This is a genomic window from Ancylobacter sp. IITR112 (assembly GCF_041415945.1).
GTDB lineage: Bacteria > Pseudomonadota > Alphaproteobacteria > Rhizobiales > Xanthobacteraceae > Ancylobacter.
In genome coordinates this window covers 2,760,743-2,786,926 of the sequence record NZ_JBGCUS010000001.1, presented here as the reverse complement: position 1 = coordinate 2,786,926, position 26,184 = coordinate 2,760,743, and the positions used below count along the sequence as shown (strand labels likewise).

The following is a 26,184-nucleotide window of genomic DNA, read 5'->3' as shown; positions in this document are numbered from 1 at the left end:
ATGGGCTGGCCTAATCATCGCCGGTTTCCGCGTTAGGATTGCGTCATGGTTCATCGCACGGCCTCCGACCGGGGGTATGCCGGCCGCGCGGCCGGTGTCGCCATCGCCTGCCTCGGCCTTGCCGGCTGCGCCGGCTCCGACGATATCACCGGCGCCTTCGCCGCGCCGCCGGCGGCCTATGCCAGCGCGTCGCCGGCACCGGCCCGGCCCGCCCCGATGCGTCAGCCGGCTCAAGCGCGACCCGTGGCGGCCGCCTCGGCCCCGGCGGGCCATCCCGACATGACCCCGGCGGCGCTGGCCCGCGACGAGGCCAATTTCAGCCGCTGCATTGCCGCGCTCGAGCCGAAGGCGCGGGCGGCGGGCGTTTCCGCCGCAGGCTTCCGCCGCTATACGGCGGGGCTGAAGCCCGATATGGGCATCATGGACAAGCTGCAGACCCAGCCGGAATTCAGCCGCACCGCCGGCGACTATGTCGAGATGCTTGTCTCGGAAACCCGCATTCGCAAGGGCCGCGAGGCGATGGCGCAGAACGCGGCGGTGTTCGCCGAGGTTGAGCGCCGTTACGGCGTCGACCGCTATGTCGTCGCCGCCATCTGGGGCATCGAGACCAATTACGGCAGCGCGCGCGGCTCCTATTCCGTGATCGAAGCCACCGGCACGCTCGCCTGCGTCGGCCGCCGGAAGGCCTATTTCCGCGACGAGTTCGTCGCCGCCCTGCGCATCGTCGACCGGGGCGACATTCCCGAAAGCCATCTGCGCGGCTCCTGGGCCGGCGCCTTCGGCCTCACCCAGTTCATGCCGACCGCCTTCCAGCGCGACGCGGTGGACTTCGATGGCGACGGCCACCGCAACGTGGTCGATTCCGTCGCCGACGCCATGGGCTCGACCGCCAACAAGCTCAAGCGCGGCGGCTGGCAGGCCGGCCGTAGCTGGGGTTATGAGGTGGTGCTGCCGGCCCGCTTCGACTATCTGCTGGCCGACAAGAACATCCGCAAGCCGATGCGTGAATGGGCGGCGCTGGGTATTCGCCGGCCCGAAGGACGGCCGATGCCGCCCGGAGGCGAGACCGCCTATCTTCTGCTGCCTGCCGGCGCCAAGGGCCCGGCCTTCCTGATGACCGACAATTTCAAGGCCATCCTCAGCTACAACCCGGCTGACGCCTATGCGCTGGCGATCGGCCATCTCGCCGACCGGCTGCGCGGGGGCGGTCCGTTCGTGCAGCCCTGGCCGGAGCAGCGGGCGCTGTCGCGCAATGAGCGCTCCGAACTGCAGAAGCGCCTCGCCTCGCGAGGCTATGATGTCGGCCCGCATGACGGCGCCATCGGGGCGCAGACGCGGGCGGCGGTGCGCGATTATCAGGTCGCCGCCGGCCTGCCGCCGGACGGAATGGCCAGCGGCGAGGTGCTGGATAGCCTGCGCGGCGGCTCCTGATACCGCAACCCGCCGCGAGGGGTCTTGAAACAGCCGCGATAATGGGCCACCCGTTCTGGGTGTCACCATTGGGAAATCGGCTTATGCGCCGCAGGCTCGGCGAGCGGACGGGAATGAAGGCGCTGGCGGTGGCCGGCCTGCTGCTGGCCGGCTGTTCGCTGGCGCAGGCGCAGAGCGACTGGTTCCGCCCGCCGGCCGATGTTGGCCAGCCCTCCGCCCGTCCGTCCCAGCCGCAGCAGCGCGCCCGCCCGCAGCAACAGCAGGCGCGGCCGCAGCAACGCGCCGCCCCGAGCCGGACCTGGTCGCCCTTCCAGCCGCTGATCGACCTGTTCGGCGGCAACAACAACCAGCCTCGCCGCGTGCGTCCCATGGAGCCGCAACTGGCGCCGCCACCGCCCGTGGTAGCGCAGCCGCCGGCCGAGCCGCGCGGCAAGGTCTACGCCTCCGCCAGCGAGGCGCGCACCGCTTCGTCCGACGTGAAGGAAGTGGTGCTGGTATTCGGTGACGAGCAGGCCGGCACGCTGGCCCAGGGGCTGGCGGACGCCTTCGCTGCCGATCGCGAAAGTGCCGCCGTCGTCGGCCGTTCGGAAGCTGAGGCGGGCTTCGCTCCGGGGCGTGGGGTGGACCTTCTGGCTGCGGCGCGGCAATTGCCCACCGGCAACGACCAGGCCGACGTCATCGTGGTTCTGGCTGGCAGCAACGATCTGGCGCCTCTTACGGATGCCGCCGGCATGCGTGCCGAACTGTTCGACGAGCGCTGGCGCGACCTCTACTCGCGGCGTTTCGAGGATTTCCTCCTGACGCTCAAGCTGCAGCGCCGCAACGTCGTGGTGGTCGGCGTGCCGCCGGTGGAAGACCCCGTACGCAGCGAGCAGATCGCGCGGCTGAACATGCTGCTGAAGGAGATGGTGGAGCGCAACGGCTTCATCTTCGTCGACGCCACCGATGGCTTTGTCGACGAGAACGGCAAGTTCATGACCTCCGGTCCGGCGGTGGACGGGCAGCGCCGCCGCCTGCGCACGGCCGACGGCGTCGGCTTCACCCGCGCCGGCGCGCGCAAGCTCGCCTTCTTCGTCGACCAGAAGCTGGACGATCTCCTCACGGGCAAGGACCTGCCGGCCACGGCGGCCGACCCGGCGGACGCGCGCCCGTCCATCATCATGCTCACCGGCGGTCCGCCGCCCGGCAATGCGCGCACGCTCGCCGGAGCGCCGGGCATGGAGGCGGCGCAGGAGCTTCGCCGGTCCGTGATGGCCGAGGAGGCAAAACCGGAGCCGGCCAGCGCCCTCATTGAGGGTACCGTGCCGCCGACCGTGGCCGGGCGCACGGATGATTTCCGCTGGCCGCCGGGCCAGCCGGAAGAACCGCTCGTGCCCGCCATGCCGTCATCGCCGCTGCCAGGCGGGGCGACGCCCTGAGCGCGCGCCGGCATGAAAAAGCCGGGCGCGCGATCCTTTAGCGCGGATCAGCCGAGCGGCCGTCGGCCGAGGTCGGCCGAGAAGCGGACGAGATAGCCGTCCGGGTCCTGAACGAGAAACTGGCGCAGGCCGACCTCTCCCTCGCCGGCGCGGTACCATTTTTCTTCCGGCGCCATGTATAGCGGCCAGTCGGCAGCGGCGAGCGCGTCGAGAATTGGCCGAAGGTCGCTTACGGCAATCAGGAAGTTCATGCCCCGCCCCAGAGGGCGTTCGAGAGGGCCGGTAACCCACTGACGACCCTCGCCTCGCTCTTCGAGCATGATCTGGGCGCCCTCGCGCGCGAGATACGCAAAGGCGTCTTCGTCGCGGCGATAGGCGATGGTGAAGCCGCAGAGATCGCGCCAGAAGACAAGGCTGGCGGCGAGGTTCGCCACCAGAAGCTCGGGCACCAGCGGCGCCCAGACGAAATCGGGCGCGGGCGAGGGACCGCCGGGGCTTTCCGTCATGGCACCCTCAGCGCGGCAGGACCGAGCTGCCCATCAGGAAGGTGTCGATCGACTGCGCCGCCTGACGGCCTTCGCGGATCGCCCACACCACCAGCGACTGGCCGCGCCGCATGTCGCCGGCGGCGAACAGCTTCGGCACGCTGGTGGCGTAGTCGAGATCGCTGGCGCCGACATTGCCGCGCTTGTCGAGGGCGAGGCCCTCCTGCTCCAGCATGCCCTCGCGCACAGGATGAACGAAGCCGAGGGCGATGAAGACGAGATCGGCCTTGATCAGGAACTCGGTGCCGGGGATAGGCTGGCGCTTGGCGTCGACGCGGGCGCACTTCACCGCCGTGACCCGGCCCTTCTTGCCCTCGATGCCCAGCGTCGCGGCGGCGAATTCGCGCTCGGCGCCTTCCGCCTGCGAGGAGGAGGTGCGGAACTTGGTCGGCCAATAGGGCCACACCGCCAGCTTGTCTTCCTTCAGCGGCGGCACCGGGCGGATGTCGAGCTGGTGGACGGAGAGCGCGCCCTGGCGGAAGGCGGTGCCGACGCAGTCGGAGGCGGTGTCGCCGCCGCCGATCACCACCACATGCTTGCCGGCGGCGAGAATGGGCTGCTCGCGCGACACGTCCTCATGGCCGACACGACGGTTCTGCTGCACCAGATAGGGCATGGCGTAGTGGACGCCTTCCAGCTCCTGGCCGGGGAGGGCGGGGTCGCGCGGGGCTTCCGAGCCGCCGCACATCAGCACCGCGTCATGGCCGGCCAGCAGCTCGTCGAGCGGCGTGGTGACGCCGACATTGACGCCGTAATGGAAGGTGACGCCTTCGCCCTGCATCTGGGCGACGCGGCGGTCGATATAGTGCTTTTCCATCTTGAAGTCGGGGATGCCGTAGCGCAGCAGGCCGCCGGCCTTGGGCTCACGCTCATAGACATGCACGTCATGGCCGGCGCGGGCCAGTTGCTGCGCGGCGGCGAGGCCGGCCGGGCCGGAGCCGACCACGGCGACCTTCTTGCCGGTCTTGTGCGCGGCCGGCTCGGGCTTGATCCAGCCGGCCTTCCACGCCTTGTCGGCGATCGCCTGCTCGACGGTCTTGATGGTGACCGGGACATCCTCGAGGTTCAGCGTGCAGGCTTCCTCGCAGGGCGCAGGGCAGATGCGGCCGGTGAATTCGGGGAAGTTGTTGGTGGAGTGGAGGTTGCGCGCCGCCTCTTCCCAATTGCCGTGATAGACGAGGTCGTTCCAGTCCGGGATCTGGTTGTGGATCGGACAGCCATTCGGCCCATGGCAGAACGGTACGCCGCAATCCATGCAGCGCGAGGCCTGGTTGGCGACCTCGGCATCCGGCAGGGGCAGGGTGAACTCGCGGAAATGGCGAATGCGGTCGGAGGCGGGCTGATACTTCGCCTCGCGCCGATCAATCTCGAGAAAGCCCGTAACCTTGCCCATTGCGCCCTCTTTCGCGGAGCACCGCCACCTTGGAGGCATTCCACCCCCCGGTGCAGATACATCAAACATGCCAGTTGGAAAATGGCGGCGCGGCACAGTACCGCGCCGCGACCGAGCCGCGGCCCCTTCCGGTGGGCCGTGCCCGCCGGAAGCCCGGCGGGTGCGGGCGAGCCTATTCGGCCGCCTGCAGGCCGCGCATTTTCTCCATTTCGCGCAGTGCCCTCTGGTACTCGACGGGCATCACCTTGACGAACTTGCCGCGATAATCGGCCCAGTTGTCGAGGATCGCCTGCGCCCGCGCCGAACCCGTATAGTGCAGGTGCTTGGCGATGAGCTGGTGCAGCCGCTCCTCGTCGTGGTGACCCATATCCGCCATGATGTCGATGCGACCCTTGAACTCAAGGTCGCCGCCATGGTGGTGCAGGCGCTCCAGCAGGTCTTCTTCCTCTTCCACCGGTTCGAGATCGACCATTGAGAGGTTGCAGCGCTTCTTGAAGGTGCCGTCCTCGTCGAGCACATAGGCGACGCCGCCGGACATGCCGGCCGCGAAGTTGCGCCCGGTCTGGCCGATGACGACGACCACGCCGCCGGTCATGTATTCGCAGCCATGGTCGCCCGTGCCCTCGACCACGGCGATGGCGCCCGAATTGCGCACGGCGAAGCGCTCGCCGGCGACGCCGCGGAAATACACCTCGCCCGAGGTGGCGCCGTACAGGACCGTGTTACCGACGATGATCGACTCTTCCGGCACGATGGCGCTGTCGGCCGCCGGCATCACCACGATCCGCCCGCCCGAGAGCCCCTTGCCGACATAGTCATTGGCTTCGCCGACCAGCGTCATCGCGACGCCGGTGGCGAGAAAGGCGCCAAAGGCCTGGCCGGCGGTGCCGGTCAGATGGATGTCGATCGTGTCGTCCGGCAGGCCGGCATCGCCATAGCGCTTGGCCACCTCGCCCGAGAGCATGGCGCCGACGGAGCGGTTGATGCTCTTGATCTCGCTGTGAATCACCACCTTCTCGCCGCTCTCCAGCGCCGGCATGGCCTGACGGATCAGCGTCCGGTCGAGCACGTGCTCGATCGGGTGGTTCTGCCGCTCGGTGTGGTAGATCGCGACCTCGGGGCCGACCTCCGGCTTGGCGAAGATACGGCTGAAATCGAGACCCTTGGCCTTCCAGTGCTCGATCGCCTCGCGCTGGTCGAGCCAGTCGGAGCGGCCGATCAACTCATTGAAGGTGCGCACGCCCAGCGCCGCCATGAACTCGCGCACTTCCTCGGCGACGAAGAAGAAGTAGTTGATGACGTGCTCCGGCGTGCCCTTGAAGCGCTTGCGCAGCACCGGATCCTGGGTGGCGACGCCGACCGGGCAGGTGTTGAGGTGGCACTTGCGCATCATGATGCAGCCGGCGGCGATCAGCGGCGCGGTGGAGAAGGCGAAATCGTCCGCCCCCAGCATGGCGCCGATCACCACGTCGCGTCCGGTGCGCAGGCCGCCATCGACCTGCAGGGCGATGCGCCCGCGCAGATTGTTCAGCACCAGCGTCTGGTGTGCTTCCGCGAGGCCCATCTCCCAGGGCGAGCCGGCATGCTTGATGGCGGTGAGCGGGGAAGCGCCCGTGCCGCCCTCGAAACCTGAGACGGTGATGTGGTCGGCGCGCGCCTTGGCGACGCCGGCCGCGACGGTGCCGACGCCGACCTCCGACACCAGCTTCACCGAGATGTCGGCTTCCGGGTTGACGTTCTTCAGGTCGTAGATGAGCTGCGCCAGATCCTCGATCGAGTAGATGTCGTGGTGCGGCGGCGGCGAGATCAGGCCGACGCCCGGGGTGGAGTGGCGCACCTTGGCGATGACCGCATCCACCTTGTGGCCGGGCAACTGGCCACCTTCGCCGGGCTTGGCCCCCTGCGCCATCTTGATCTGGATCATGTCGGCATTGACGAGATAATCCGCCGTCACGCCGAAGCGGCCCGAGGCCACCTGCTTGATCGCCGAGCGCATGGAATCGCCGTTCGGCAGCGGCTTGAAGCGCGTGGCTTCCTCGCCGCCCTCGCCGGTGTTCGACTTGCCGCCGATGCGGTTCATGGCGATGGCGAGCGTGGTGTGCGCCTCGCGCGAGATCGAGCCGAACGACATGGCGCCGGTGACGAAGCGCTTGACGATCTCGGCCACCGGCTCGACCTCGTCGAGCGGCACCGGCGCGTGGCCGATCTCCTCCGCGTTGCGGATGCGGAACAGCGAGCGGACATTGAGCGTCTTGGCGCCGGCCTCGTTCACCAACTGGGCGAAGTGGCGGTACTTGTCCTGCGCATTGCCGCGCACCGCGTGCTGCAGCACCGCGACCGTCTCCGGGTCCCAGGCATGCTCTTCGCCGCGCAGGCGGAAGGCGTAGTCGCCGCCGACATCGAGTGCGTTGCGGTAGATCGGCGCGTCGCCGAAGGCGTCGCGATGGCGCATCGCGGTTTCCTCGGCGATCTCGGCAAGGCCGATGCCACCGACGGAGGAGGCGGTGCCGAAGAAGTAGCGGTCGACGACCTCCTGGTTGAGGCCGACCGCGTCGAAGATCTGCGCGCCGCAATAGGACTGGTAGGTCGAGATGCCCATCTTGGACATGACCTTCAGCAGGCCCTTGTCGATCGACTTGATGTAGCGCTTGACGATCTCGTACTCATCCACCTCCTCGGGGATGTCGACGCGCATGTCGATCATCGTCTCGAAGGCGAGATAGGGGTTGATCGCCTCGGCGCCATAGCCGGCGAGACAGGCGAAATGATGCACCTCGCGCGCCTCGCCCGTCTCGACGACGAGACCGACCGAGGTGCGCAGGCCCTTGCGGATCAGGTGATGATGCACCGCCGCCGTCGCCAGCAGCGAGGGAATCGGGATGCGGTCCGGTCCGACGAGGCGGTCGGACAGGATGATGATGTTGTAGCCGCCATGCACCGCCGCCTCGGCGCGCTCGCACAGCCGCTCCACCGCGTCGCCCATCCCCGCCGCGCCCTTGTCGGAGGGATAGGTGATGTCGAGCGTGCGGGTGTCGAAGCGCTCCTCCATGAAGCCGATGGAGCGGATCTTCTCCAGATCCTCATTGGTCAGGATCGGCTGGCGCACTTCGAGCCGCTTGCGGCGGGAATTGCCTTCGAGGTCGAAGATGTTCGGCCGCGGCCCGATGAAGGAGACGAGGCTCATCACCAGTTCCTCGCGGATCGGGTCGATCGGCGGGTTGGTGACCTGGGCGAAGTTCTGCTTGAAATAGGTGAACAGCGACTTCGACTTCTTCGATAGCGGCGAGATCGGCGTGTCGGAGCCCATCGAGCCGACCGCCTCCTGTCCGGTGGTCGCCATCGGCGCCATCAGCAGCTTGAGGTCTTCCTGGGTGTAGCCGAAGGCCTGCTGGCGATCGAGCAGCGACACGTCGGTGCGGACCTCGCGCGCCTCCACCGAGCGCAGTTCCTCCAGCACCAACTGGGTGCGCTGGAGCCATTCCTTGTAGGGATGCGCCTTGGCGAGCGTGGTCTTCACCTCCTCGTCGGGGACGAGGCGGCCTTCTTCCAAGTCGACCAGCAGCATCTTGCCCGGCTGCAGGCGCCACTTGGTGACGATCTCGCTTTCGGGGAAGGTCAGCACGCCCATTTCCGAGGCGAGCACGATCTTGTCGTCCTTGGTGACGAGATAGCGTGCCGGGCGCAGGCCGTTGCGGTCGAGCGTGGCGACGATCTGGCGCCCATCGGTGGCGACGATGGCGGCCGGCCCGTCCCACGGCTCCATCATGGCCGCGTGATATTCATAGAAGGCGCGGCGTTCCTCGTTCATCAGCGGGTTGCCGGCCCAGGCTTCGGGCACCAGCATCATCGCCGCATGCGGCAGCTCGTAGCCGCCCTGAATGAGGAATTCGAGCGCGTTGTCGAAGCAGGCCGTGTCCGACTGGCCCTCATAGGAGATCGGCCAGAGCTTGGAGATGTCGTTGCCAAACAGCTCGCTATCGACGGAGGCCTGGCGGGCCGCCATCCAGTTCACATTGCCGCGCAGCGTGTTGATCTCGCCATTATGGGCGACCATCCGGTAGGGGTGGGCGAGCGACCATGCCGGGAAGGTGTTGGTGGAGAAGCGCTGATGCACCAGCGCGACCGCGCTCTCGAAATCGGGGTCGTGCAGGTCGGCATAATAGGCGCCGAGCTGGTCGGCGTTGAACATGCCCTTATAGACGATGGTGCGGCAGGACAGCGACACGACGTAATAGCCGGCCGTGCGCGGGTCCTTGGCGTCGTAGACCGCGTTGGAGATCACCTTGCGCAGGATGAACAGCCGGCGCTCGAAATCGTCCTCGCTGGCGATCGCCTCGGCGCGGCCGATGAAAACCTGCACATGACGCGGTTCGGTCGGGAGGACAGTGTGGCCGAGCGAGGAGTTGTCGGTCGGAACGTCGCGCCAGCCGAGCAGTACCTGGCCCTCTTCCGCCACCACGCGCTCCATGGTGGCGCGGATGATCTCCCGCCCCTCGGCGTCCTGCGGCATGAAGATGTGGCCGACCGCGTAATGGCCGGGTTCGGGCAGCGTGAAGCCGAGCTTCTCCGCCTCCTTGGCAAAGAACTTGTGCGGTAGCTGCACCAGCATGCCGGCGCCATCGCCCGCGCGCGGGTCCGCGCCCACCGCGCCGCGATGTTCGAGGTTGAGCAGGATGTTCAGCCCGTCCTGGACGATCTGGTGCGACTTGCGGCCCTTGATGTCGGCGATGAAGCCGACGCCGCAGGAATCCTTCTCGTGGCGCGGGTCATAAAGACCCTGTGCCGCCGGCAGGCCCGGGTCGATGTGGGAAATGGATTTGGTGGCACGATCCGCCGCGGCCGGACGAACCGGAGCCTGGTGGACAACGTGCGCGGCCGAGCCGCCCCATTCCTCATTCATTCCCGTCACTCCCTCAAGGGTCGCCTTAATGCCGGCGCCGAAACGGACTGTTCCCGCGGGGCGCTCTCCCGCAAGGCGTTCCCGCTCGCCGAACTACGCTAGCATCCGTCGTGCCACGCCCTCTTCAGGGCTGGGCCGCGAATTATAGGACAGCATACCTGCCCTATCAACCGCGAAGATGCCAGAATTGATGCTCGCGCACAAGCGTCGCGCGTGCGATGGCCGGCGCGTTTTTTCACGCTTCTTGCGAAGCGTGCGCGCCGGGCGAAACGAACGGTAAGGCGCCCGGCCTTCGCGCGCAACGCCATTGCGCCTGTCGGTCGCAACCCCGGCCTGAAGGCAGAGGGGCTGACAGGCCGCACAGGTGCCTCACAGGTGCCGCACAGGTCTTGCCGGTGCCGCATTTTGCGGCTTCGCTGCACGCTCGCCCTTTCCGCTTCGGAGATGTCCATGCCGATGCCTTGCGCGCCGACCGCCCGCTTGCCCCGGCGCCTCGCGGTGGCCGTGCCGGTGCTGGCGGGCCTTTGCACCTTCTTCAGCCTGCCGGCGCAGGCGCAGGTCTATGTCCGGCCCTTTGGCGGGGTGTATGTGGAGCGCTATTACGGCCCGCCCCCGGCCTATTACCCGCCCCCGCCAGCCTATTATCCCCCGCCCGCCGCCTATCCGCCGCCGCCGGTCTACCGCGCACCGGGGCACTTTCCCGTGGCTGATATCGCTCCGATGCTGCGCTCCATGGGCATGAGCGCTATCGGCCGGCCACGGGTCGACGGCAACACCTATCTCGTCGACGCCACCGCCCGCTCGGGCGCGCGCCTGCGTGTGCGGATCGACGCCTATAGCGGCGAGGTGATCGCCATGCACCCGGTGGGGCAGGGGCCGGTGGCCACCCCGGCTGCTCCGGCAGCGCCCGCCCGTCAGGCGCTGCCGGCGGTGCCGCCGCTGCCGCTCGCCCGCCCGCCCGAACTCGCCGCTATTCCGGCGCCGGAACCTTCGGCCGAGGCGCTGCCCGCCGCCAGCTCGGCGCCGAGCGAGCCGCAGTCCGCCAATGAGCCGCCCCTTCCGGCCGCAGCGGCGGCCGAATCGCCGGCGCCCGCTCCCGCCGCATCGAGCCCGGTGCGGATCATCCCCGGCACTGCCGTGCCACCCAGCGCCATGCCGCAGGCGGCGTCGCCGCCATCCGCCGCGTCGCCGCCCGGCAACGAGGCGAAGGCCCCCGCCCCGCCGGCGCCCGCGACCACGCCTGCCGCCGTGCCGCCCGCCGGCAGCGGAACGGGTACCGGCGTCGGCACCGGGAGCACGGTGCCCGCCGGCACTGCGTCGGTCTATGCGCGCGGAGCGTCCGCGAAGCCCGAGCCGGCTGAGGAATAGAAAGCCAAAAGCGAAGGCGCCCCGGTGGTCCGCCGGGGCGCCCTGTCATCTTGAACCATAGCCTCGCGCTGCGGCGGATCCGCCGTGCGGACGGTCATTCCGCGCGGCCGATGTCGCAGAGGCGATCCTCACGCCGCTTTCGCGTCGGCGGTCTTGGCCTCGATCACGCGCGGCGCGGTGGCACCGGTGGCAATCGGAATGGTGCGGGGCTTCATCGCCTCGGGAATTTCGCGCACCAGGTCCACATGCAGCAGGCCATTGGCGAGGCTGGCGCCGCGCACTTCCACATGATCGGCGAGCTGGAAGCGGCGCTCGAAGGCGCGGGCGGCGATGCCCTGATACAGCACATCGGCCGGCTTGCCCGGCTCGACCTTGCGGTCGCCGCGAATGGACAGGCCGTTCTCCTTCACCTCGATGGACAGGTCGTCCTCGGTGAAGCCGGCGACGGCGACGGTGATGCGATAAGCATTCTCGCCGGTGCGCTCGATATTGTAGGGCGGATAGGTCGGCGCGCTGTCGACGCTGCCGACCTGGTCGAGCAGAGAGAACAGCCGGTCAAAGCCGACGGTCGAACGGTGCAGGGGGGTAAGATCAAACGTACGCATGGCATATCCTCACATTAAGCGACATGCAGAGGGCCCGCTCTCTTGAGCCGGACCCGGTTCACGTACCGCCTTCTGGCCGGTACAACAGCGAGATAGGAAAGGCTTGCCGGCACGCAAGAGCCAATCGGGCGAAATTGGCGGACGCCTCCCCGGCCTGTGATGAACCGGGGATGAACGGCCCGCTCGGACCCTATTCAGTGCCGGGCGGTTAGGCGGTGTAACGTTCGAGACTCGCCAGTGCGAAGGATGGTGTGGAGTGAGGGCGCGGACATCGGCGGTGCGGGTTGTCGCCGTGGGACTGCTGTTAGGGATGCTTCCCCCGCTGCTGCCGGGGAGCGCGCCGGCGCTCGCCCAGAATTACCGCCCACCGCCGGGCCCCTATGCTCCGGGCCCCGGGCCCTATGCCCCCTATGACGCGCCGCCTGCCGGCGGAAGGGCGGGCGGGCCGGTGGATGCCGACGCGGCGGTGCGTATGCTGAGCGCGCGTGGCTTTTCCAACATTTCGGTGATCCGCCGGCGCGGCGCCACCATTCTTCTTGAAGCCAACGGTCCCCGTGGCGAGCGCGTGCAGGTGGTGGTGGACGGGGCGTCCGGCGCCATCAGCGGCATGAAGGTGATCGGCTTCGGCAATCAGCGCTACTGACCCGCGGCGGAAGGGTTGCCCGAGCCTGACCTCACGCCCCTTTGCGCCGTTTTGCGCCTTTGCCCGGTGCCAGGGCTTCGCTATAAGCCGCGGGGGCAGAATTGGCGCACGGCGATATGAACTTCAAACCCGATCTCTATTCCACCCGGGACAATCCGGTGCCGGACGGTGCGCTGTGCGGCGCCGCGACCGCCACGGACGGCATCCGCCTGCGCTTCGCGCGCTGGATGCCGCAGGGCGAGCCCTGCCTCGGCACGGTTTGCGTGTTTCCCGGCCGCACCGAGAAGATCGAGAAATATTTCGAGACGGTGCGCGATCTGCAGCGGCGCGGCTTTGCCGTTGCGGCAATCGACTGGCGCGGGCAGGGCGGGTCGCAGCGTTTGCTGACCAATCCGATGAAGGGCCACATCAAGGATTTCGCCGAATACCAGCGCGATATTGAGGCGCTGCTGCGCGAGGTGGTGCTACCCGACATGCCGGGGCCCTATTACGCCCTCGCCCATTCCATGGGAGCCGCCATTCTGCTCGATCACGCGCGGCGCGGGGAGACCTCCTTCGACCGCATGTTCCTGGTCGCGCCGATGCTCGATCTGTCGCTGCTCAAGCATGATGTCGCCGCCCGTCGCATCGCCCGCACATTGACCCGCCTCGGCCTGTCGCGCGCCTATGTTCCGACGCGGCGTGTGCGGCCTCTGCACGAGCTGCATTTCGAGGGCAACCGGCTTACCTCCGATGCCACGCGCTTCGCGCGCAACCTCACCATTTCCATGGAGCATCCCCAGCTTGAGGTCGGCCCGCCGACCATTGGCTGGATGAAGGCGGCCTTCGATCTCATGGAAACGCTGGCCGATCCCGCCACGGCGCGGGCGATCCGCCAGCCGCTGCTGATGGTGGGGGCAGGGGCGGACAAGATCGTCTCCACGCCCAGCATCGAATATCTCGGCACAAGGCTCATCGCGGGGGCGCACATCATCATTCCCGGCGCGCGGCACGAATTGTTGCAGGAGCGCGATCTCTATCGGGAGCCGCTGCTGGCCGCCTTCGACGCCTTCATTCCCGGCAGCGCGGCGGCGTGAGCCGCCCGTGAAGCACCCATAGGCGACGGCGAGCCGTCGCCGGCTTAGCCCCGGTTGAGCACGCTCAGCGCTTCCTCATGCAGCCGCCGGTCGCCGGAGGCGACGACCCGCCCGCCCGAAAGATCGGAGCCGCCCTCCCAATTGGTGACGATGCCGCCCGCGCCCTGCACGATGGGGCTGAGGGGAAGAATGTCGAAATCGTTCAGATTGGTCTCGATGACCAGATCGACATGGCCGGCGGCGAGCATGCAATAGGCATAGCAGTCGCCGCCATAGCGCGGCAGACGCACCCGCTTTTCCACCTCGGTATAGAGCGCGCGGTTGTCGTCATCCATCAGCAGCGGGCTGGTGGTCATCATGACGGCCTCGCCGAGGCCGGCACAGGGGCGGACGGTGAGCCGGCGGTCCCCGGCGGGGCCGCGATAGCGCGCCTGCGCGCCATCGCCGGTGAAGCGCTCGCGAATGAAGGGCTGGTGCATCATGCCGAAGACCGGCTCGCCCTGCCGGCAAAGGCCGATCAGCGTGCCCCAGGCGGGCATGCCGCTGATGAAGGATTTGGTGCCGTCGATCGGGTCCAGCACCCAGACATAATCCGCGTCGAGCCCCTCGTCGGGAAATTCCTCGCCGCGCACGCCGTGACTGGGGAAGCTGCGCCGAATCAGGGTGCGCATCGCCTGTTCGGCGGCGCGGTCGGCGGCGGTGACGGGATCGAATGCCGCGCCGCGGCTCTTGTCCTCGACGCCGAGCGCGGTGCGAAAGAAGGGCAGGATGGCCTGGCCGGAGACGGTGGCGAGTTCGTCGACGAAGCTCTCGAAATCCACCGCGCCCATTCATCCGCCCCCTTCGCGTGCCCGCAGGCGCTGATGCCCGCGGTTCCCCTCACTCCTACCGGGCGGCGCGGGGAACGGCAATTGTCCTCTGCGCCGGGGCAGGGCGCGGGGCGGCGCGGGCCACGCGTGGCATGAGGGGCGTGCGTCAGAATTGCCCCGCGCCTTGCGCATGGCTGCCATTCCGGCACGGTCAAGAAATGGGCATTTCCGCCGTTGCGCCGGGAAAGCGAACCTGCCATATTATTGCAGCGCGGTAGAGCGATTGGCGTCGTCCTACCGCCGCCCTCCTTGGGCGTTTCCTCCCTAGACTTGGGCCGCTCCGGCAACGTGAGCGGCCCCTTTCTTTTTCTGAACCTCCTTTAGAATCAACGTATTATCTGTGGAGCCGCGCGGGCTTGCGTGCGGATCGCCGCGGCCGTCGCCGGGCAGGAGGCGTTTTGCGGTGGCGCCGTCCACTGCGCAAAGGCGCGGCATGCCGGTTTCCAGGTCAGGCGCGTGAAATGCGCGATTGTCACCATTTGAGCGCCTGCGACCAATTGCCAGTTTCGTTTCTTTCGTTTGGCGATTGTCACCGGCCCGTCGCGCGGCTATGTATATTGCGTTGCGGCGGCGTGATTGGCGTCACGCTGCCGCCGCCCTCCTTGGGCGTTTCCTCCCTAGACTTGGGCCGCTTGCGCGCTGCGTAAGCGGCCTCTTTCTTTTCGGGATGGCGTGTCGCCGCGCGCCTTCGTTCGCCGCGCCGGGCCTTGCCGCCTTGTCCCCTTCTCGACGCTGTGCACGCTCCACCCCTGTTCGCCCGGACGAGCCGACAGGACGCCGAGGGCGCGAGCTTATCGGCCTTGCACACCCACCCGTGTCGGCGACCATCGCTCGTTTTCTCCTCCGCCTCGGGATGGCCAGGTCGCGCCCGGGTGAGGGCGCCCCTGCGCGGCCAAGCGTGCGGGCGCGGTGCGGGGGGCGGTGGGGGAGGTCGGAGAAAGGCGAAGCTGCGGCAGCGCGGGCGGCGGGACACGCTGACACGGCTCGCGCGGGCGGTGGAAGCGGCGAGGCCGGACGCCCGAAGGAGGCCGGACTTTCCAGGTGAAGCGACCCTTAAATGGCTAGGCGAAGCGACCCATAAATGGAAACGGGCGCTGACGCGCCGCGACCCCCCGGTCGGCTGCGTCAACGCCCGGCAGGGCGACAAGCGCGCCTGAAAGGTATTTTCATACCAAAGGATGCGGTAATAATATCACACCGCGAACGTCACCGTATTTGGTATGCCAGAAAGTGTCGGTGCCCGCCTTGATTATTCCGCAATGCACCTACATCTTGCACTCGTACGCAGCGATTGGCGTCGCTCCGTACAGCCCTCCTTGGGCGTTTCCTCCCTAGACTTGGGCCGCTTGCGCGCTGCGTAAGCGGCCTCTTTCTTTTGCGCCGGACGGGGAGCCTGCCGTGGCTTGTGCCATCTTGCCGGTCATCCCGTTGCGGTTCCGTGGTCTCCGTCCGAAGACCGTCGATCCTCTGGCGGATCAAGCATTCCCCCCGCTTTTTCAGCGGCTTTGACCGTCGCTGCGGTGGTGGAATTCAGCCCGGAACCGAGCGTGCAGAATTGGTATAGCTCGCATGTTTAAAATGCAAGGCTCTCGGCTGAGGTTTTTTGCGTTAGCCCATCAAAAAATTGAACCATCACGATAAGTCACTGAATTAAAACGATTATTCAGCGGCTGTGCGCAGCGGCGCGAGATCAAGATGACGGATTTCTGTCAGGGCGACGGCCACTTCGAGCAGATCGTTCTGCACCAGCGCGAAATTTTCCGAGGGCTGGTAGCTCGCCTCGTGCATGTAGAGCGCGCGGTTGATCTCGATCTGCACGGCGTGCATGCCGGATGCCGGGTTGCCGTAATGCTCGGTGATGAAGCCGCCGGCATAGGGCTTGTTGCGCACCACGCTATAGCCGCGCCGGCGCAGCTCCGCCTCGATCGTATCGGGAATGATGCCGGCGCAACTGGTGCCGTAGCGGTCGCCGATGACGATGTCGATGCGGCCGTCGCGCTGGCAGCCGGAGGGCATGGAGTGGCAGTCCACCAGCACCGCGACGCCGAAGCTGCGCTGCATCTGCGCCATGAGCTGGCGGAGCGAGCGGTGATAGGGCTTGTAGAGCGATTCGATGCGGGCGATCGCCTCGTCCACCGGAATGCGGCGGCCATAGATCTCCTGCGCCTCGCCGACGATGCGGGCGATGGTGCCGAGCCCGCCGGCCACGCGCATGGAGCGCGTATTGGCGTAGGAGGGCAGGCGCCCCTCGAACATGCGGGGATCGAGCTCATAGGGCTCGCGGTTCACGTCGAGATAGCAGCGCGGGAAATGCGCGCGCATGAAGCCCATGCCGAATCGCGTCACCTCGCCGAACAGCCGGTCGACGAAACTGTCCTCCGAACGTCGCAGCACCGGCAGGTCGAGCCGCGACTGCTCGACGAAGGCGCGGGGATAGACCACGCCGCTATGGGGCGAATTGAACAGGAAAGGGGCGCGAAGCGAGGCCGGCTGGACGATCTCGAAGGCGGGGTCGATCATCTCGGCAATGACGGCCATCATTCCTCAATCCGCTGCTGGCCCTGCGCGCGCAAGCCTAGCCGTCGTGTCTAACATGGTGCTTGGCGAGGCGAAATGCGGCGGTGGGCAGGCGCGGCTGTTTTTGCGCACACGTCCGCGAGAGGCGAGGCGGTCGCCCGTTCACGATGTGCTAAGGGGCGCTGAGGTACCCAAGGAGAACGTGTACGCAGCGCGGCGTGTGCATCGGCCCGGCCGACGCCCCTCCCGCCGCCTCAGGACAATCAGGATGCCCGGGATGCTCAAGATCCTGCTCGCCGAAGACGACAATGACATGCGCCGCTTTCTGGTGAAGGCGCTGCAGAATGCCGGCTACGAGGTGGCCGATTTCGACAATGGCCGCTCCGCCTATGACCGGCTGCGCGAAGAGCCGTTCGAACTTCTGCTCACGGACATCGTGATGCCGGAAATGGACGGGATCGAACTCGCCCGCCGCGCCACCGATCTCGACCCCGACATCAAGGTGATGTTCATCACCGGCTTCGCCGCCGTGGCGCTGAATGCCGACAGCCAGGCGCCGAAGGATGCGAAGGTGCTCTCCAAGCCTTTCCATCTGCGCGATCTCGTCAACGAGGTCGGCAAGATGCTGGCGGCCTGAGCGCCGCCGGAGGGCGGAGAGGCGGCGGCGTCATCCACAGCCGCCATTCCCCGCTTGCACCAAGCCGGGCTTCTCGTTATAGGGGAGCCCCGCTCGCAAGAGACCACGGAATGGGCGCGTAGCTCAGCGGGAGAGCACCTCGTTGACATCGAGGGGGTCACAGGTTCAATCCCTGTCGCGCCCACCATTCCTTCCCCTCCGCCCTGTCTGCGAACGGCCAGCCTCGTCTCGGCCGGCTGCCTGCCATGTTCTGCGGATTCGCGGAGCGCCTTCCTCCCCATCACCCCGCTCACCTCTCAGCGCCCTGCGTGCCCGCTGTGCCGCGCGCCGGCCAGGAGGCGCAAGCGAGGCCCTCGCATGGCGTGAGGAAAAACTGTATCTATTCTGGATCATATTACCTCCATTCTGGAACAGCTTTCCGCCCGCCGCCGCCGATGCCGCCTTGCCGCCCCGTTCCGGCGGGGAGTACCAAATCACCGTGAGGCGTAAGGGGTAGGCGCATCAGCGGTTGTCGCGCCGCAGGGACGAGGTGTCATCCACCTGTCTGCGAGGCTTTGCATCATCAGGGTGAGCGGCCGGCGAACCTGTCGGCCGTGCGTGCGACCACAGCCCCCAGAGCGGGGCGAGCCCGGCGCATGACTGGTATCATAGTATATTATCTCGCCATGGGGGCAGAGAAGACATCATGACTTATCTGAATGGGCTGAAGGCGCGCAGCGGCTGCGCGGCGCTCGCCATCGCGGTGGTGCTGGCCTGCGGGCCGGTGAATCTGGGCGGCGCCTTCGCGGCGGACGCGACCGGGCCGGGCTCGCTCGACAAGAGCTTCGGCGCCGGCACGGCGGACGGGACGCCGGATGGCGTCGTCGCCACCTCGCTCGGCGAGGGCGACGACATCGCCAATGGCATCGCCACCGGGCCGGACGGCAAGGTGGTCATTGTCGGCAACCGCAACAATGGCAAGAGCAACGACATTGTCATCCTGCGCTATGCCAAGGACGGCACGCTGGACGGCAGCTTCGGCAAGGCGAATGACGGCACGCCGGATGGCGTCGTCAACATCTCGCTCGGCGAGGGCGACGATTTCGCCACCGACGTGGCCGTGCAGGGCGACGGCAAGATCGTCGTCTCCGGCTATCATCAGGAAGGCGCCAGCACCAACATCGCGGTGCTGCGGCTCAACACTGACGGCACGCTCGATTCCAGCTTCGGCAAGGCGAATGACGGCACGCCGGACGGCGTGGTCAACATCTCGCTCGGCGACGGCAACGACATCGCCAATGCGGTGGGCCTGACGGCGGACGGCAAGATCGTCATCGCCGGCAGCACGGTGGGCAAGGATGGAACGTCCAACATCGTCGTCGGCCGCCTCAATGCCGATGGCACCCCGGACGTGAAGTTCGGCGTCGATGGCAGCGACGGCACGCCGGACGGCTTCACCGCCGTCTCGCTCGGCGATGGCAATGATGTCGGCGAAGACCTCGCCGTGGCGGCGGACGGCAAGATCGTCGTCGTCGGCACCCATGGGCCGAAGGGCAACAGCAACATGGCCGTGCTGCGCTTCACCGCCGATGGCACGCTCGACCCCAGCTTCGGCAAGGCCAATGACGGCACGCCGGACGGCGTCGCCAGCTTCTCGCTGGGCGACGGTTCCGATGAGGCGAATGCGGTGGCGCTCGCCGCCGATGGCAAGATCGTCGTCGCTGGCGATTCCGTCTCCAAGGACGGCAGCACCAATGTCATCGTCGCCCGGCTGAACGCCGACGGCTCGCTCGACGAGGCGTTCGGTGTCGCCGAGGACGGCACGCCGAACGGCTTCGTCGCCACCTCGCTCGGCGCCGGCAACGACTACGCGACCGATGTGACGATGGACAAGAACGGCAACATCATCGTCGCCGGCTATCACCAGGACGGCAACAGCACCAACATCGCCGTGCTGCGCTACACGCCCAAGGGTGAACTGGACGAAGCCTTCGGCACCGCCGATGACGGCACCCCGAACGGCATCGTCAACCTCTCGCTCGGCGATGGCGACGACATGGCGAGCGGCGTGGTGATGCAGGGCGATGGGCTCATCGTCGTCGGTGGCGTCACCACTGCCAAGGATGGCAGCAAGAACATCGCCGTGGTGCGCCTGCTCGGCCAGTAAGGTCCGCGCCTTCAGCCGCGCGTCCCGGCAATATCGCGCCCCGGCCTCCGTCATGGAGCACCGGGGCGCTGTCGTTTTCGCCTTCGTGAGTGTTCGGGTCAGCCGACGCTCTCGTCCAGCAAACCATTGGCCTCGCACCACCAGCGGAAGGCGTTGGCCGCCTCGATCACGTCTTCCGCGCGATGGGCGCCCTGCAGGCGGCGGATCATGCCTTCATAGTCGCCTTGCGGGTGCGGGTTGCGCTCGGCAAAGGCCAGCGCCTCGTCAAGGGTGCCGATTACGAATGTCTCGCCCTCGCCTTTGAGCCGCAGGGGCGGGGCAAAAACGGCGGTGGTGGAAATGGTGGCAGCCATGGCATCCCCCTGTTGTCGGTAAACAACCGATAGAGGCGGCGCAGGTTCCCCTGCCCCTGTACCTCCGCGCACGGGCGCGTCGTGCCAGACAAGCGTGCTGCATCTGTCAATCACGTCCGCCTCTATTGGAAACTATTTTCAGGTCCGTGTGTTGTTCGGCCAGAAGATCGTTTCTTGAGGAGGTCAACATGACGAAGACTCAGGTGAGTTCGGTCGGCGTTGCCGCTCTGGTGGCCGCTGGCCTTGTTTTCGCGGCGGCTCCGGCTGGCGCCACGTCCGTCGGTCCCCGCGACACGCCGCGTTTCGGCGACAGCGTCGACCGCAATCAGGTGCGCGAGCATGAACGCGTCCGCAAGCAGCAGGTTCGCCAGACGCAGGGCCAGTCCAAGGAGCGCGCCTTCTTCGGTCCGCTCTATGAAGGCAAGAACTCGCCCTGGCAGAAGCTGAAGCGCACCTTCGACTGACGGTCGAGACGTGCCGATCCCCTTAATGACCCGCCTCAAGCGCCCTTTCCGGGCGCTTTTTTTTAGCTGCAGCCGCTGTCGGCCGGGCGCGGCTCAGGCTTGCCCCAGCCATTGGACGGCAGGTTGGCATAGGGTTCGGCGAAATACTGCCGCACCACCTCGAACCGGCTCGGCACGCTGTCCTGCGGCCGGTCATAGGTGAGAATCCAGAAGAAATTATAGTTGCTGTCCGGCCAGGTGGTCGGCACACCGCCCTTGACGCCCTTGATCTCGTCGAGATGCAGCAACTGGCGCAGCGTGACCTGTTCTCCGGGAAATTCCGCTTCCAGTGCCGCGCTGGCGATGTGGAAATGCTCCCATACCATCACCACCGTCTTGCCGTGCCAGCGTGGATTCTCCAGCAGGTCGCGCGCCACGTCGCGGTTGACCACGTTCAGCTTCGAATTGAAGTAGCGGTTGTTGCGGATCGGGATGTAGCCGATCGGCGGCGCTGTGAGGGGCATGTCCCAGGCGCGGGCGATGGGCCGGGCGGTCTCCACCGTGTGCAGCGTCATGGCAAGGATCGCCGCCGGTGGGTCGTTCCGGATCAGGCTCATCGGGCTGGTGGGGCTGAGATACTGCGCCGCCAGCGCCTGCGCCCGCTCCTTGCCGAGGCTGCACAGGGTCAGCGCCGTGTGCTTCTCGCCATGTCGGACGATCACGATGCGGCGGGGGGCGGCTTCCGCCAGCGAACTGCCGAGCACGGCCAGCAGCGTCAGGGAAGCGAGAAACCGGAGTGGCGCCTGCATTTTTTCCTCGTCTTGCGCATTGCCCGGCGGAGAATGCCGGGTGTTCCCTCTGCTGCCAATGCCGATGGCCGGTTGATAGCCGGCCCGCGCGCACGATATCACTGCCACCTCACATGACCCGCCGGAGTGACCATGCCGCGCCGTCTCGATGCCTACGCTTCCGCCCCCCGCTCGCCGGAGGCGTCCGCCGCCGCTCTCGGCTCCCTGCCGCACTGGGACCTGTCGGACCTCTATCCCGCGATGGATTCACCCGAAGTCGCGGCTGACCTCGCCACCGTCGCCGCCGAGGCCGCGAGCTTCGAGGAGGCCCATAAGGGCAAGCTGGCGCAGGTGCTCGACGGGGCGGATGCGGGCGGGCAGATGGCGCTGATCGTCGCACGCTACGAGAAGATCGAGGATCTGCTCGGCCGGCTCTATTCGTTCGCCGGCCTCGTCTATTCCGGCGACACCACCGACCCGGTGCGCGCCAAATTCTATGGCGACGTGCAGGAAAAACTCACCGACGCTTCCACCCATCTCCTGTTCTTCACGCTGGAGCTGAACCGGCTCGATGACGCCAGGATGGAATCGGCACTGGCCGATCCCGCCTTCGCCAAGTACCGGCCGTGGATCGAGGATGTGCGGGCGGAAAAGCCCTATCAGCTCGAAGACCGCATCGAGCACCTGTTCCATGAGAAGGGAGTCACCGGGCGGGGCGCGTGGAACCGGCTGTTCGACGAGACCATTGCCGGCCTGCGATTCGATGTCGGCGGTGAGAGCCTGCCGCTGGAGCAGACGCTGAACTTCCTCGCCGAGCCGGACGAGGCCAAGCGCAAGCTCGGCGCCGACGCGCTGGCCAAGGTGTTCGGCGAGAATCTGCGCCTGTTCACCCTCATCACCAACACGCTGGCCAAGGACAAGGAAATCTCCGACCGCTGGCGCGGCTTCCAGGACATCGCGGATTCGCGCCATCTCGCCAACCGCGTCGAGCGCGAGGTGGTCGACGCGCTGGTGTCCTCCGTCCACGCCGCCTATCCGCGGCTGGCCCATCGCTATTACCGGCTCAAGGCCAAGTGGTTCGGCAAGGAGAAGCTGGAATATTGGGACCGCAACGCGCCGTTGCCGAAGGTGGAAACCCGGCCCATCGGTTGGGACGAGGCGCGCGACACCGTGCTCGGCGCCTATTCCACCTTCTCCCCGCGCATGGCCGACATCGCCCGTGACTTCTTCGACAAGAGCTGGATCGACGCCGGCGTGCGCCCGGGCAAGGCGACCGGCGCCTTTGCCCACCCCACCGTACCGTCCGCCCACCCCTATGTGCTGCTCAACTATATGGGCAAGCCGCGCGACGTGATGACGCTCGCCCATGAGCTGGGCCATGGCGTGCATCAGGTGCTGGCGGCGCCGAACGGCGCGCTGATGGCGCCGACCCCGCTGACCCTGGCGGAGACCGCCTCGGTGTTCGGCGAGATGCTGACCTTCCGCCGGCTGCTCGACGCAGCACCCGATGCCCGCGCGCGCAAGGCGATGCTGGCCTCGAAGGTCGAGGACATGATCAACACGGTGGTGCGCCAGATCGCCTTCTACACCTTTGAGCGCCGCATCCACACCGAGCGCAAGAATGGCGAACTCACCGCCGAGCGCATCTGCGCCATCTGGATGGAAGTGCAGTCGGAGAGCCTGGGCGAGGCCATCCATCTCGGGCCGGGCTATGAGAATTACTGGGTCTATATCGGCCACTTCATCCATTCGCCCTTCTATGTCTATGCCTATGCCTTCGGCGATTGCCTGGTGAACTCGCTCTACGCGGTCTATGAGAACGCCTCGGAAGGCTTCGCCGAGCGCTATCTCGCCATGCTGGCGGCGGGTGGCACCAAGCATCACTCGGAACTGCTGAAGCCCTTCGGCCTCGACGCGCGCGACCCCGCCTTCTGGCAGACCGGCCTCGGCCTCATCGAACGGATGATCGGTGAGCTGGAGGCGATGGAAGAGGCGTGAGCCTACGCCGGCGCGGCAGTCCTTCGCCGCGCCGGATCGCCCGACATCCGCACGCCGCTCAGGCTCCAGGAGGGCGGCGTTTGAGCCGACTCGGCGGCGGGTGCCTCGGGCCGGGCGGCGATGTAGCGCCGCTCCTGGGTGAGCCCGCCATAGCCATAGGCGTCGGCGCGCGCCTCCACCACATGCACATAGCTTTCCGCGTGCAGCGGGCCGATAATATCGCCGAACGCCCGGAAGGTCGCGGCGATGAAGGCGGCCTTCTCATCCTTGGTGTTGGTGCCCTCGGTGACGCGGATGTCGAGCCAGAAGGCGGCAAGGCCGGCTTCGGCGAGGCTGCGGCCGGCGCAGAACCAGTGCGCCGGATCGGCGCGCTCCACCCGCACGGCGGTGACGGAAGGATCCTTGCCCAGCCATTGCTGCGCGAGCTGGGCGGCGCGGCGCGCGAGGGCGGCCTCCTCACCGCGTAAGGCGGGGTCGGGTGTGGCGAAAGCGATCTGGATCATCGGCATGGCGTGTCTCCTTGCACTGGTTGCGAGACACGTCGTAGCGTGACCGGAAACATGATAGAACGCTATTACTGAACATATCAGTGATAGCGTTTTGAAATGACCGAACGCCCCCTCGATCTCGAACTCGTCCGCACTTTCGTGCAGATCGCCGAACTCTCCAGCTTCACCCGCGCGGCCGAGGCGCTGGGAGGCACGCAGGCCGGTGTGAGTGTGAAGCTGCGCAAGCTGGAGCAGCGGCTCGGGCGCACGCTGATGGAGCGCACGCCGCGCCTCGTCCGTCTCACCGCCGACGGCGTGCTGTTCCTGGAGCGGGCGCGCCGCCTGCTGGCGGCCGATCGCGAGGCGCGTCTATGGGACGCGGCGCCGCCGCGCCGTCTGCGGCTCGGCATCAGCGATCACGTCACCGGCGACACGCTGCCCGGCCTGCTACGGCGGCTCTCGGCGGCGAGCCCCGGCCTTGTCTTCGACATCCGCATGGGGTTTTCGCGCCTCTTGCTCGATTCCTTCGATGCCGGCGATCTCGATGCGGTGGTGGTGCGGCGCGAGGGAGACCGGCGCGACGGCCAGGCGCTGCGGCAGGACCGCTATGGCTGGTTTGCCGCCCCGGGCTGGCGCGAGGAGGGCGGCGGATTGCCGCTCGCGCTGCTGGCGGCCCCGTGCGGCGTGCGGGCGGGAGCGATCGCCGCGCTCGACTCGGCGGGGCGCGACTGGCGCGAAGCCTTCACCGGCGGCAGCGTCTCCTCGGTCGGCGCCGCGGTGGCGGCGGGGCTGGCGGTGGCGCCGCTCGCCGCCCATCTCGCGCCGCCCGGCAGCGTCGATGTCGGCGCGGCACTCAACCTGCCGCCGCTTCCCGCGTCCACGGTGATGCTGATCGCCCGCGCCGGCGAGGCATCCGCGCGGGCCGCGCTGCGGGAACTGGCGGCGTTCCTGCGGGCGTGAGGCGGGGGGGCAAAATGAAAAGGCCGGTCAGATGACCGGCCTTCGATACTGTCGCGGTTGAAATGGCGCTTCAGGAGCGGCGTTCTTCAGGAGCGGCACGTCTTCAGGAGCGGCACGTCTTCAAGAGCGGCGCTTGGGGCGCAGCCGCACCACCACATCGACACGGGCGACCTCATAGCCTTCCGGCGGCTCGGGAATCCGCTCCACCTCGACCGAGGCGCTGGGAATGTCGACGAGATTGTTCTCGCCTTCGAGGAAGAAGTGATGGTGGTCCGACGGGTTGGTGTCGAAATAGGTCTTCGACCCGTCCACCGCCAACTCGCGCAGCAGGCCGACCTCGGTGAACTGGTGCAGCGTGTTGTAGACGGTCGCCAGCGACACCGGGAAGCGCGCCTTGATCGCCTCCTCGTGCAGGATTTCCGCCGACACGTGACGGTCGCCCTTGGCGAAGAGCAGCCAGCCAAGCGCAAGGCGCTGGCGGGTGGGGCGCAGGCCGACATCGCGCAGCATGTGGCGCACGTCATGGAACGGGCAGCCGGTGCGGCCCGCGCCGTCCCGCAACTTGGCGACCGGCAGCACGGGGCCGTCCTCTTCCACCACCATGCGGGAGAAGGCTACGTTATGGGGGCGAAAAGCTTCGCTCATCTCGTCTTCCGAACCATCGTTACCGCCTTTCCCCCGGAGGGAGAGACAAGGTCGATCCGCAACTCCGGCCCCGCCGCCGGCTTCCCGGCAAGGCAGGAGGCCGGCGCAGGGCACCTTTTTCAGTGTGTATTATATCGGTACGGTGACCATCGGGGCAATATCGCGAGGGACAATCGTAATCGTTCCAATGTGCGCTGGTCGGCTGCGGGGATCGCCGTCCGTCCGCGCCGGGCCTCTTTCCCACGCGGTGGTGCGCCGGTATTGTCATATGCGTGACATTTTCGTCGCCTCGCCACGTGTCCGGCCGGCTTTGAGCGGGCGGAGCGCTGTGATAGGAAGCGCGCTGCGTCAGGTGGCCGGGCCGCAAAGGGCCCGCGCGTGCCGCACAAAATCGGCGGCCGGGGCCGCTCAAGGCATGGAAACAGCAAGCGTGGGTAATACCGAGACGATGGTCGAGCGGCAGACGAGCTTCACTTATGAGGAACTGCTCGCGTGCGGGCGCGGAGAGCTTTTCGGGCCGGGCAACGCGCAGCTTCCCGCGCCGCCCATGCTGATGTTCGACCGCATTACCGAGATTTCCGAGGATGGCGGGCCGAACGGCAAGGGTCATGTGCGCGCCGAGCTCGACATCAAGCCGGACCTCTGGTTCTTCGGCTGCCACTTCATCGGCGATCCCGTCATGCCCGGCTGCCTCGGCCTCGATGCGCTGTGGCAGCTTGTCGGCTTCCATCTCGGCTGGCTCGGCTCGCCCGGCCGTGGTCGGGCGCTCGGCGCGGGCGAGATCAAGTTTTCCGGCCAGGTTCTGCCCAGCGTCAAGAAGGTGGTGTACGGCATCGACTTCAAGCGGGTGATGCGTTCCAAGCTGGTGCTCGGCATCGCCGATGGCTGGCTGGAGGCCGATGGCGAGGTCATTTATCGCGCGAGCGATCTGAAGGTCGGGCTGTTCCAGTCCTGACCGCGC

General features: G+C 67.4%; 20 protein-coding genes, 1 tRNA gene and 1 pseudogene. 12 read left to right on the top strand and 10 right to left on the bottom strand.

What is annotated here, in order from left to right; translation table 11 throughout:
* The first annotated feature begins 45 nt into the window (after nt 1-45).
* Nucleotides 46-1,431 carry a lytic murein transglycosylase gene (locus tag AAC979_RS13320; RefSeq protein ID WP_371347357.1) on the top strand — a complete coding sequence of 462 codons (1,386 nt, stop codon included), beginning with the start codon at nt 46-48 and terminating at the stop codon, nt 1,429-1,431.
* 83 nt (nt 1,432-1,514) lie between these two features.
* Entirely contained in the window at nt 1,515-2,849 is a 1,335-nt protein-coding gene (locus AAC979_RS13315; RefSeq protein ID WP_371347356.1) for a GDSL-type esterase/lipase family protein, read from the top strand.
* Between the two features lie 47 nt (nt 2,850-2,896).
* On the opposite strand, the gene AAC979_RS13310 is transcribed toward AAC979_RS13315, so the two are convergent.
* From AAC979_RS13310 to gltB, 3 genes are all read right to left on the bottom strand, one after another.
* The gene (locus AAC979_RS13310) at nt 2,897-3,355 is read right to left on the bottom strand and encodes a bleomycin resistance protein (protein ID WP_371347355.1); all 459 of its coding nucleotides are present in this window, start codon (nt 3,353-3,355) and stop codon (nt 2,897-2,899) included.
* 7 nt (nt 3,356-3,362) lie between these two features.
* Nucleotides 3,363-4,787, bottom strand: a complete 1,425-nt coding sequence (locus tag AAC979_RS13305) for a glutamate synthase subunit beta (protein WP_371347354.1) — start codon at nt 4,785-4,787, stop codon at nt 3,363-3,365.
* A gap of 172 nt (nt 4,788-4,959) precedes the next feature.
* Complete coding sequence (gene gltB / locus AAC979_RS13300) at nt 4,960-9,687, bottom strand: glutamate synthase large subunit (protein ID WP_371347353.1); 4,728 nt, start codon at nt 9,685-9,687, stop codon at nt 4,960-4,962.
* Between the two features lie 450 nt (nt 9,688-10,137).
* On the opposite strand from gltB, the gene AAC979_RS13295 reads away from it, so the two are divergent.
* A complete protein-coding gene (locus AAC979_RS13295) occupies nt 10,138-11,055 on the top strand; it encodes a hypothetical protein (RefSeq protein WP_371347352.1) in 918 nt (305 codons plus the stop codon).
* A gap of 128 nt (nt 11,056-11,183) precedes the next feature.
* On the opposite strand, the gene AAC979_RS13290 is transcribed toward AAC979_RS13295, so the two are convergent.
* Nucleotides 11,184-11,660 carry an Hsp20 family protein gene (locus AAC979_RS13290; RefSeq protein ID WP_371347351.1) on the bottom strand — a complete coding sequence of 159 codons (477 nt, stop codon included), beginning with the start codon at nt 11,658-11,660 and terminating at the stop codon, nt 11,184-11,186.
* Nucleotides 11,661-11,916: 256 nt separating this feature from the next.
* Between AAC979_RS13290 and AAC979_RS13285 the strand changes: the two genes are divergently transcribed.
* Together AAC979_RS13285 and AAC979_RS13280 are read left to right on the top strand one after the other, a co-directional pair.
* Nucleotides 11,917-12,303 carry a hypothetical protein gene (locus tag AAC979_RS13285; protein ID WP_371347350.1) on the top strand — a complete coding sequence of 129 codons (387 nt, stop codon included), beginning with the start codon at nt 11,917-11,919 and terminating at the stop codon, nt 12,301-12,303.
* Between the two features lie 116 nt (nt 12,304-12,419).
* Nucleotides 12,420-13,379 (top strand): alpha/beta fold hydrolase, encoded by a 960-nt coding sequence (locus AAC979_RS13280; protein ID WP_371347349.1) that lies wholly within the window; start codon nt 12,420-12,422, stop codon nt 13,377-13,379.
* Nucleotides 13,380-13,423: 44 nt separating this feature from the next.
* Here AAC979_RS13280 and hisN read toward each other — a convergent pair whose 3' ends face one another.
* On the bottom strand, nt 13,424-14,209 hold the full coding sequence (gene hisN / locus AAC979_RS13275; RefSeq protein WP_371347348.1) for a histidinol-phosphatase: 786 nt from the start codon (nt 14,207-14,209) through the stop codon (nt 13,424-13,426).
* A gap of 1,698 nt (nt 14,210-15,907) precedes the next feature.
* On the bottom strand, nt 15,908-16,789 hold the full coding sequence (locus tag AAC979_RS13270) for an N-formylglutamate amidohydrolase (protein ID WP_371347347.1): 882 nt from the start codon (nt 16,787-16,789) through the stop codon (nt 15,908-15,910).
* A gap of 253 nt (nt 16,790-17,042) precedes the next feature.
* On the opposite strand from AAC979_RS13270, the gene cpdR reads away from it, so the two are divergent.
* The 3 genes from cpdR (at nt 17,043) to AAC979_RS13255 (ending at nt 19,548) form a co-directional block, all read left to right on the top strand.
* Entirely contained in the window at nt 17,043-17,402 is a 360-nt protein-coding gene (gene cpdR / locus AAC979_RS13265; RefSeq protein WP_244450848.1) for a cell cycle two-component system response regulator CpdR, read from the top strand.
* A 112-nt stretch (nt 17,403-17,514) separates the two neighbouring features.
* Nucleotides 17,515-17,589, top strand: a tRNA-Val gene (locus tag AAC979_RS13260).
* A 498-nt stretch (nt 17,590-18,087) separates the two neighbouring features.
* Nucleotides 18,088-19,548, top strand: a complete 1,461-nt coding sequence (locus AAC979_RS13255) for a hypothetical protein (RefSeq protein WP_371347346.1) — start codon at nt 18,088-18,090, stop codon at nt 19,546-19,548.
* 98 nt (nt 19,549-19,646) lie between these two features.
* Here the strand turns inward: AAC979_RS13255 and AAC979_RS13250 are convergent, their stop codons facing one another.
* The gene (locus tag AAC979_RS13250) at nt 19,647-19,901 is read right to left on the bottom strand and encodes a hypothetical protein (protein WP_371347345.1); all 255 of its coding nucleotides are present in this window, start codon (nt 19,899-19,901) and stop codon (nt 19,647-19,649) included.
* A 188-nt stretch (nt 19,902-20,089) separates the two neighbouring features.
* On the opposite strand from AAC979_RS13250, the gene AAC979_RS13245 reads away from it, so the two are divergent.
* Nucleotides 20,090-20,365: a hypothetical protein gene (locus AAC979_RS13245; RefSeq protein ID WP_371347344.1), complete on the top strand. Its 276-nt coding sequence runs from the start codon at nt 20,090-20,092 to the stop codon at nt 20,363-20,365.
* A gap of 62 nt (nt 20,366-20,427) precedes the next feature.
* Here AAC979_RS13245 and AAC979_RS13240 read toward each other — a convergent pair whose 3' ends face one another.
* The gene (locus AAC979_RS13240) at nt 20,428-21,153 is read right to left on the bottom strand and encodes a histidine phosphatase family protein (RefSeq protein WP_371347343.1); all 726 of its coding nucleotides are present in this window, start codon (nt 21,151-21,153) and stop codon (nt 20,428-20,430) included.
* A 132-nt stretch (nt 21,154-21,285) separates the two neighbouring features.
* Here AAC979_RS13240 and AAC979_RS13235 point away from each other — a divergent pair, with 132 nt between their 5' ends.
* On the top strand, nt 21,286-23,130 hold the full coding sequence (locus AAC979_RS13235) for a M3 family oligoendopeptidase (protein WP_371347342.1): 1,845 nt from the start codon (nt 21,286-21,288) through the stop codon (nt 23,128-23,130).
* A gap of 101 nt (nt 23,131-23,231) precedes the next feature.
* Here AAC979_RS13235 and AAC979_RS13230 read toward each other — a convergent pair.
* A pseudogene (locus AAC979_RS13230) lies at nt 23,232-23,639 on the bottom strand (4-oxalocrotonate tautomerase family protein); the annotation flags it as partial.
* 96 nt (nt 23,640-23,735) lie between these two features.
* On the opposite strand from AAC979_RS13230, the gene AAC979_RS13225 reads away from it, so the two are divergent.
* On the top strand, nt 23,736-24,578 hold the full coding sequence (locus tag AAC979_RS13225) for a LysR family transcriptional regulator (protein ID WP_371347341.1): 843 nt from the start codon (nt 23,736-23,738) through the stop codon (nt 24,576-24,578).
* Between the two features lie 120 nt (nt 24,579-24,698).
* Here the strand turns inward: AAC979_RS13225 and irrA are convergent, their stop codons facing one another.
* Complete coding sequence (irrA, locus tag AAC979_RS13220; RefSeq protein WP_371347340.1) at nt 24,699-25,223, bottom strand: iron response transcriptional regulator IrrA; 525 nt, start codon at nt 25,221-25,223, stop codon at nt 24,699-24,701.
* A 448-nt stretch (nt 25,224-25,671) separates the two neighbouring features.
* Here irrA and fabA point away from each other — a divergent pair, with 448 nt between their 5' ends.
* On the top strand, nt 25,672-26,178 hold the full coding sequence (gene fabA / locus AAC979_RS13215; RefSeq protein WP_371349055.1) for a 3-hydroxyacyl-[acyl-carrier-protein] dehydratase FabA: 507 nt from the start codon (nt 25,672-25,674) through the stop codon (nt 26,176-26,178).
* The last annotated feature ends 6 nt before the right edge of the window (nt 26,179-26,184 follow it).

What these genes read in the sequence shown, in the direction of transcription:
- AAC979_RS13320 (WP_371347357.1), top strand. Translation starts at nt 46, where the DNA reads ATGGTTCATCGCACGGCCTCCGACCGGGGGTATGCCGGCCGCGCGGCC.
- AAC979_RS13315 (WP_371347356.1), top strand. Translation starts at nt 1,515, where the DNA reads ATGCGCCGCAGGCTCGGCGAGCGGACGGGAATGAAGGCGCTGGCGGTG.
- AAC979_RS13310 (WP_371347355.1), bottom strand. Translation starts at nt 3,355, where the DNA reads ATGACGGAAAGCCCCGGCGGTCCCTCGCCCGCGCCCGATTTCGTCTGG.
- AAC979_RS13305 (WP_371347354.1), bottom strand. Translation starts at nt 4,787, where the DNA reads ATGGGCAAGGTTACGGGCTTTCTCGAGATTGATCGGCGCGAGGCGAAG.
- gltB (WP_371347353.1), bottom strand. Translation starts at nt 9,687, where the DNA reads ATGAATGAGGAATGGGGCGGCTCGGCCGCGCACGTTGTCCACCAGGCT.
- AAC979_RS13295 (WP_371347352.1), top strand. Translation starts at nt 10,138, where the DNA reads ATGCCGATGCCTTGCGCGCCGACCGCCCGCTTGCCCCGGCGCCTCGCG.
- AAC979_RS13290 (WP_371347351.1), bottom strand. Translation starts at nt 11,660, where the DNA reads ATGCGTACGTTTGATCTTACCCCCCTGCACCGTTCGACCGTCGGCTTT.
- AAC979_RS13280 (WP_371347349.1), top strand. Translation starts at nt 12,420, where the DNA reads ATGAACTTCAAACCCGATCTCTATTCCACCCGGGACAATCCGGTGCCG.
- hisN (WP_371347348.1), bottom strand. Translation starts at nt 14,209, where the DNA reads ATGGGCGCGGTGGATTTCGAGAGCTTCGTCGACGAACTCGCCACCGTC.
- AAC979_RS13270 (WP_371347347.1), bottom strand. Translation starts at nt 16,789, where the DNA reads ATGATGGCCGTCATTGCCGAGATGATCGACCCCGCCTTCGAGATCGTC.
- cpdR (WP_244450848.1), top strand. Translation starts at nt 17,043, where the DNA reads ATGCTCAAGATCCTGCTCGCCGAAGACGACAATGACATGCGCCGCTTT.
- AAC979_RS13255 (WP_371347346.1), top strand. Translation starts at nt 18,088, where the DNA reads ATGACTTATCTGAATGGGCTGAAGGCGCGCAGCGGCTGCGCGGCGCTC.
- AAC979_RS13250 (WP_371347345.1), bottom strand. Translation starts at nt 19,901, where the DNA reads ATGGCTGCCACCATTTCCACCACCGCCGTTTTTGCCCCGCCCCTGCGG.
- AAC979_RS13245 (WP_371347344.1), top strand. Translation starts at nt 20,090, where the DNA reads ATGACGAAGACTCAGGTGAGTTCGGTCGGCGTTGCCGCTCTGGTGGCC.
- AAC979_RS13240 (WP_371347343.1), bottom strand. Translation starts at nt 21,153, where the DNA reads ATGCAGGCGCCACTCCGGTTTCTCGCTTCCCTGACGCTGCTGGCCGTG.
- AAC979_RS13235 (WP_371347342.1), top strand. Translation starts at nt 21,286, where the DNA reads ATGCCGCGCCGTCTCGATGCCTACGCTTCCGCCCCCCGCTCGCCGGAG.
- AAC979_RS13225 (WP_371347341.1), top strand. Translation starts at nt 23,736, where the DNA reads ATGACCGAACGCCCCCTCGATCTCGAACTCGTCCGCACTTTCGTGCAG.
- irrA (WP_371347340.1), bottom strand. Translation starts at nt 25,223, where the DNA reads ATGAGCGAAGCTTTTCGCCCCCATAACGTAGCCTTCTCCCGCATGGTG.
- fabA (WP_371349055.1), top strand. Translation starts at nt 25,672, where the DNA reads ATGGTCGAGCGGCAGACGAGCTTCACTTATGAGGAACTGCTCGCGTGC.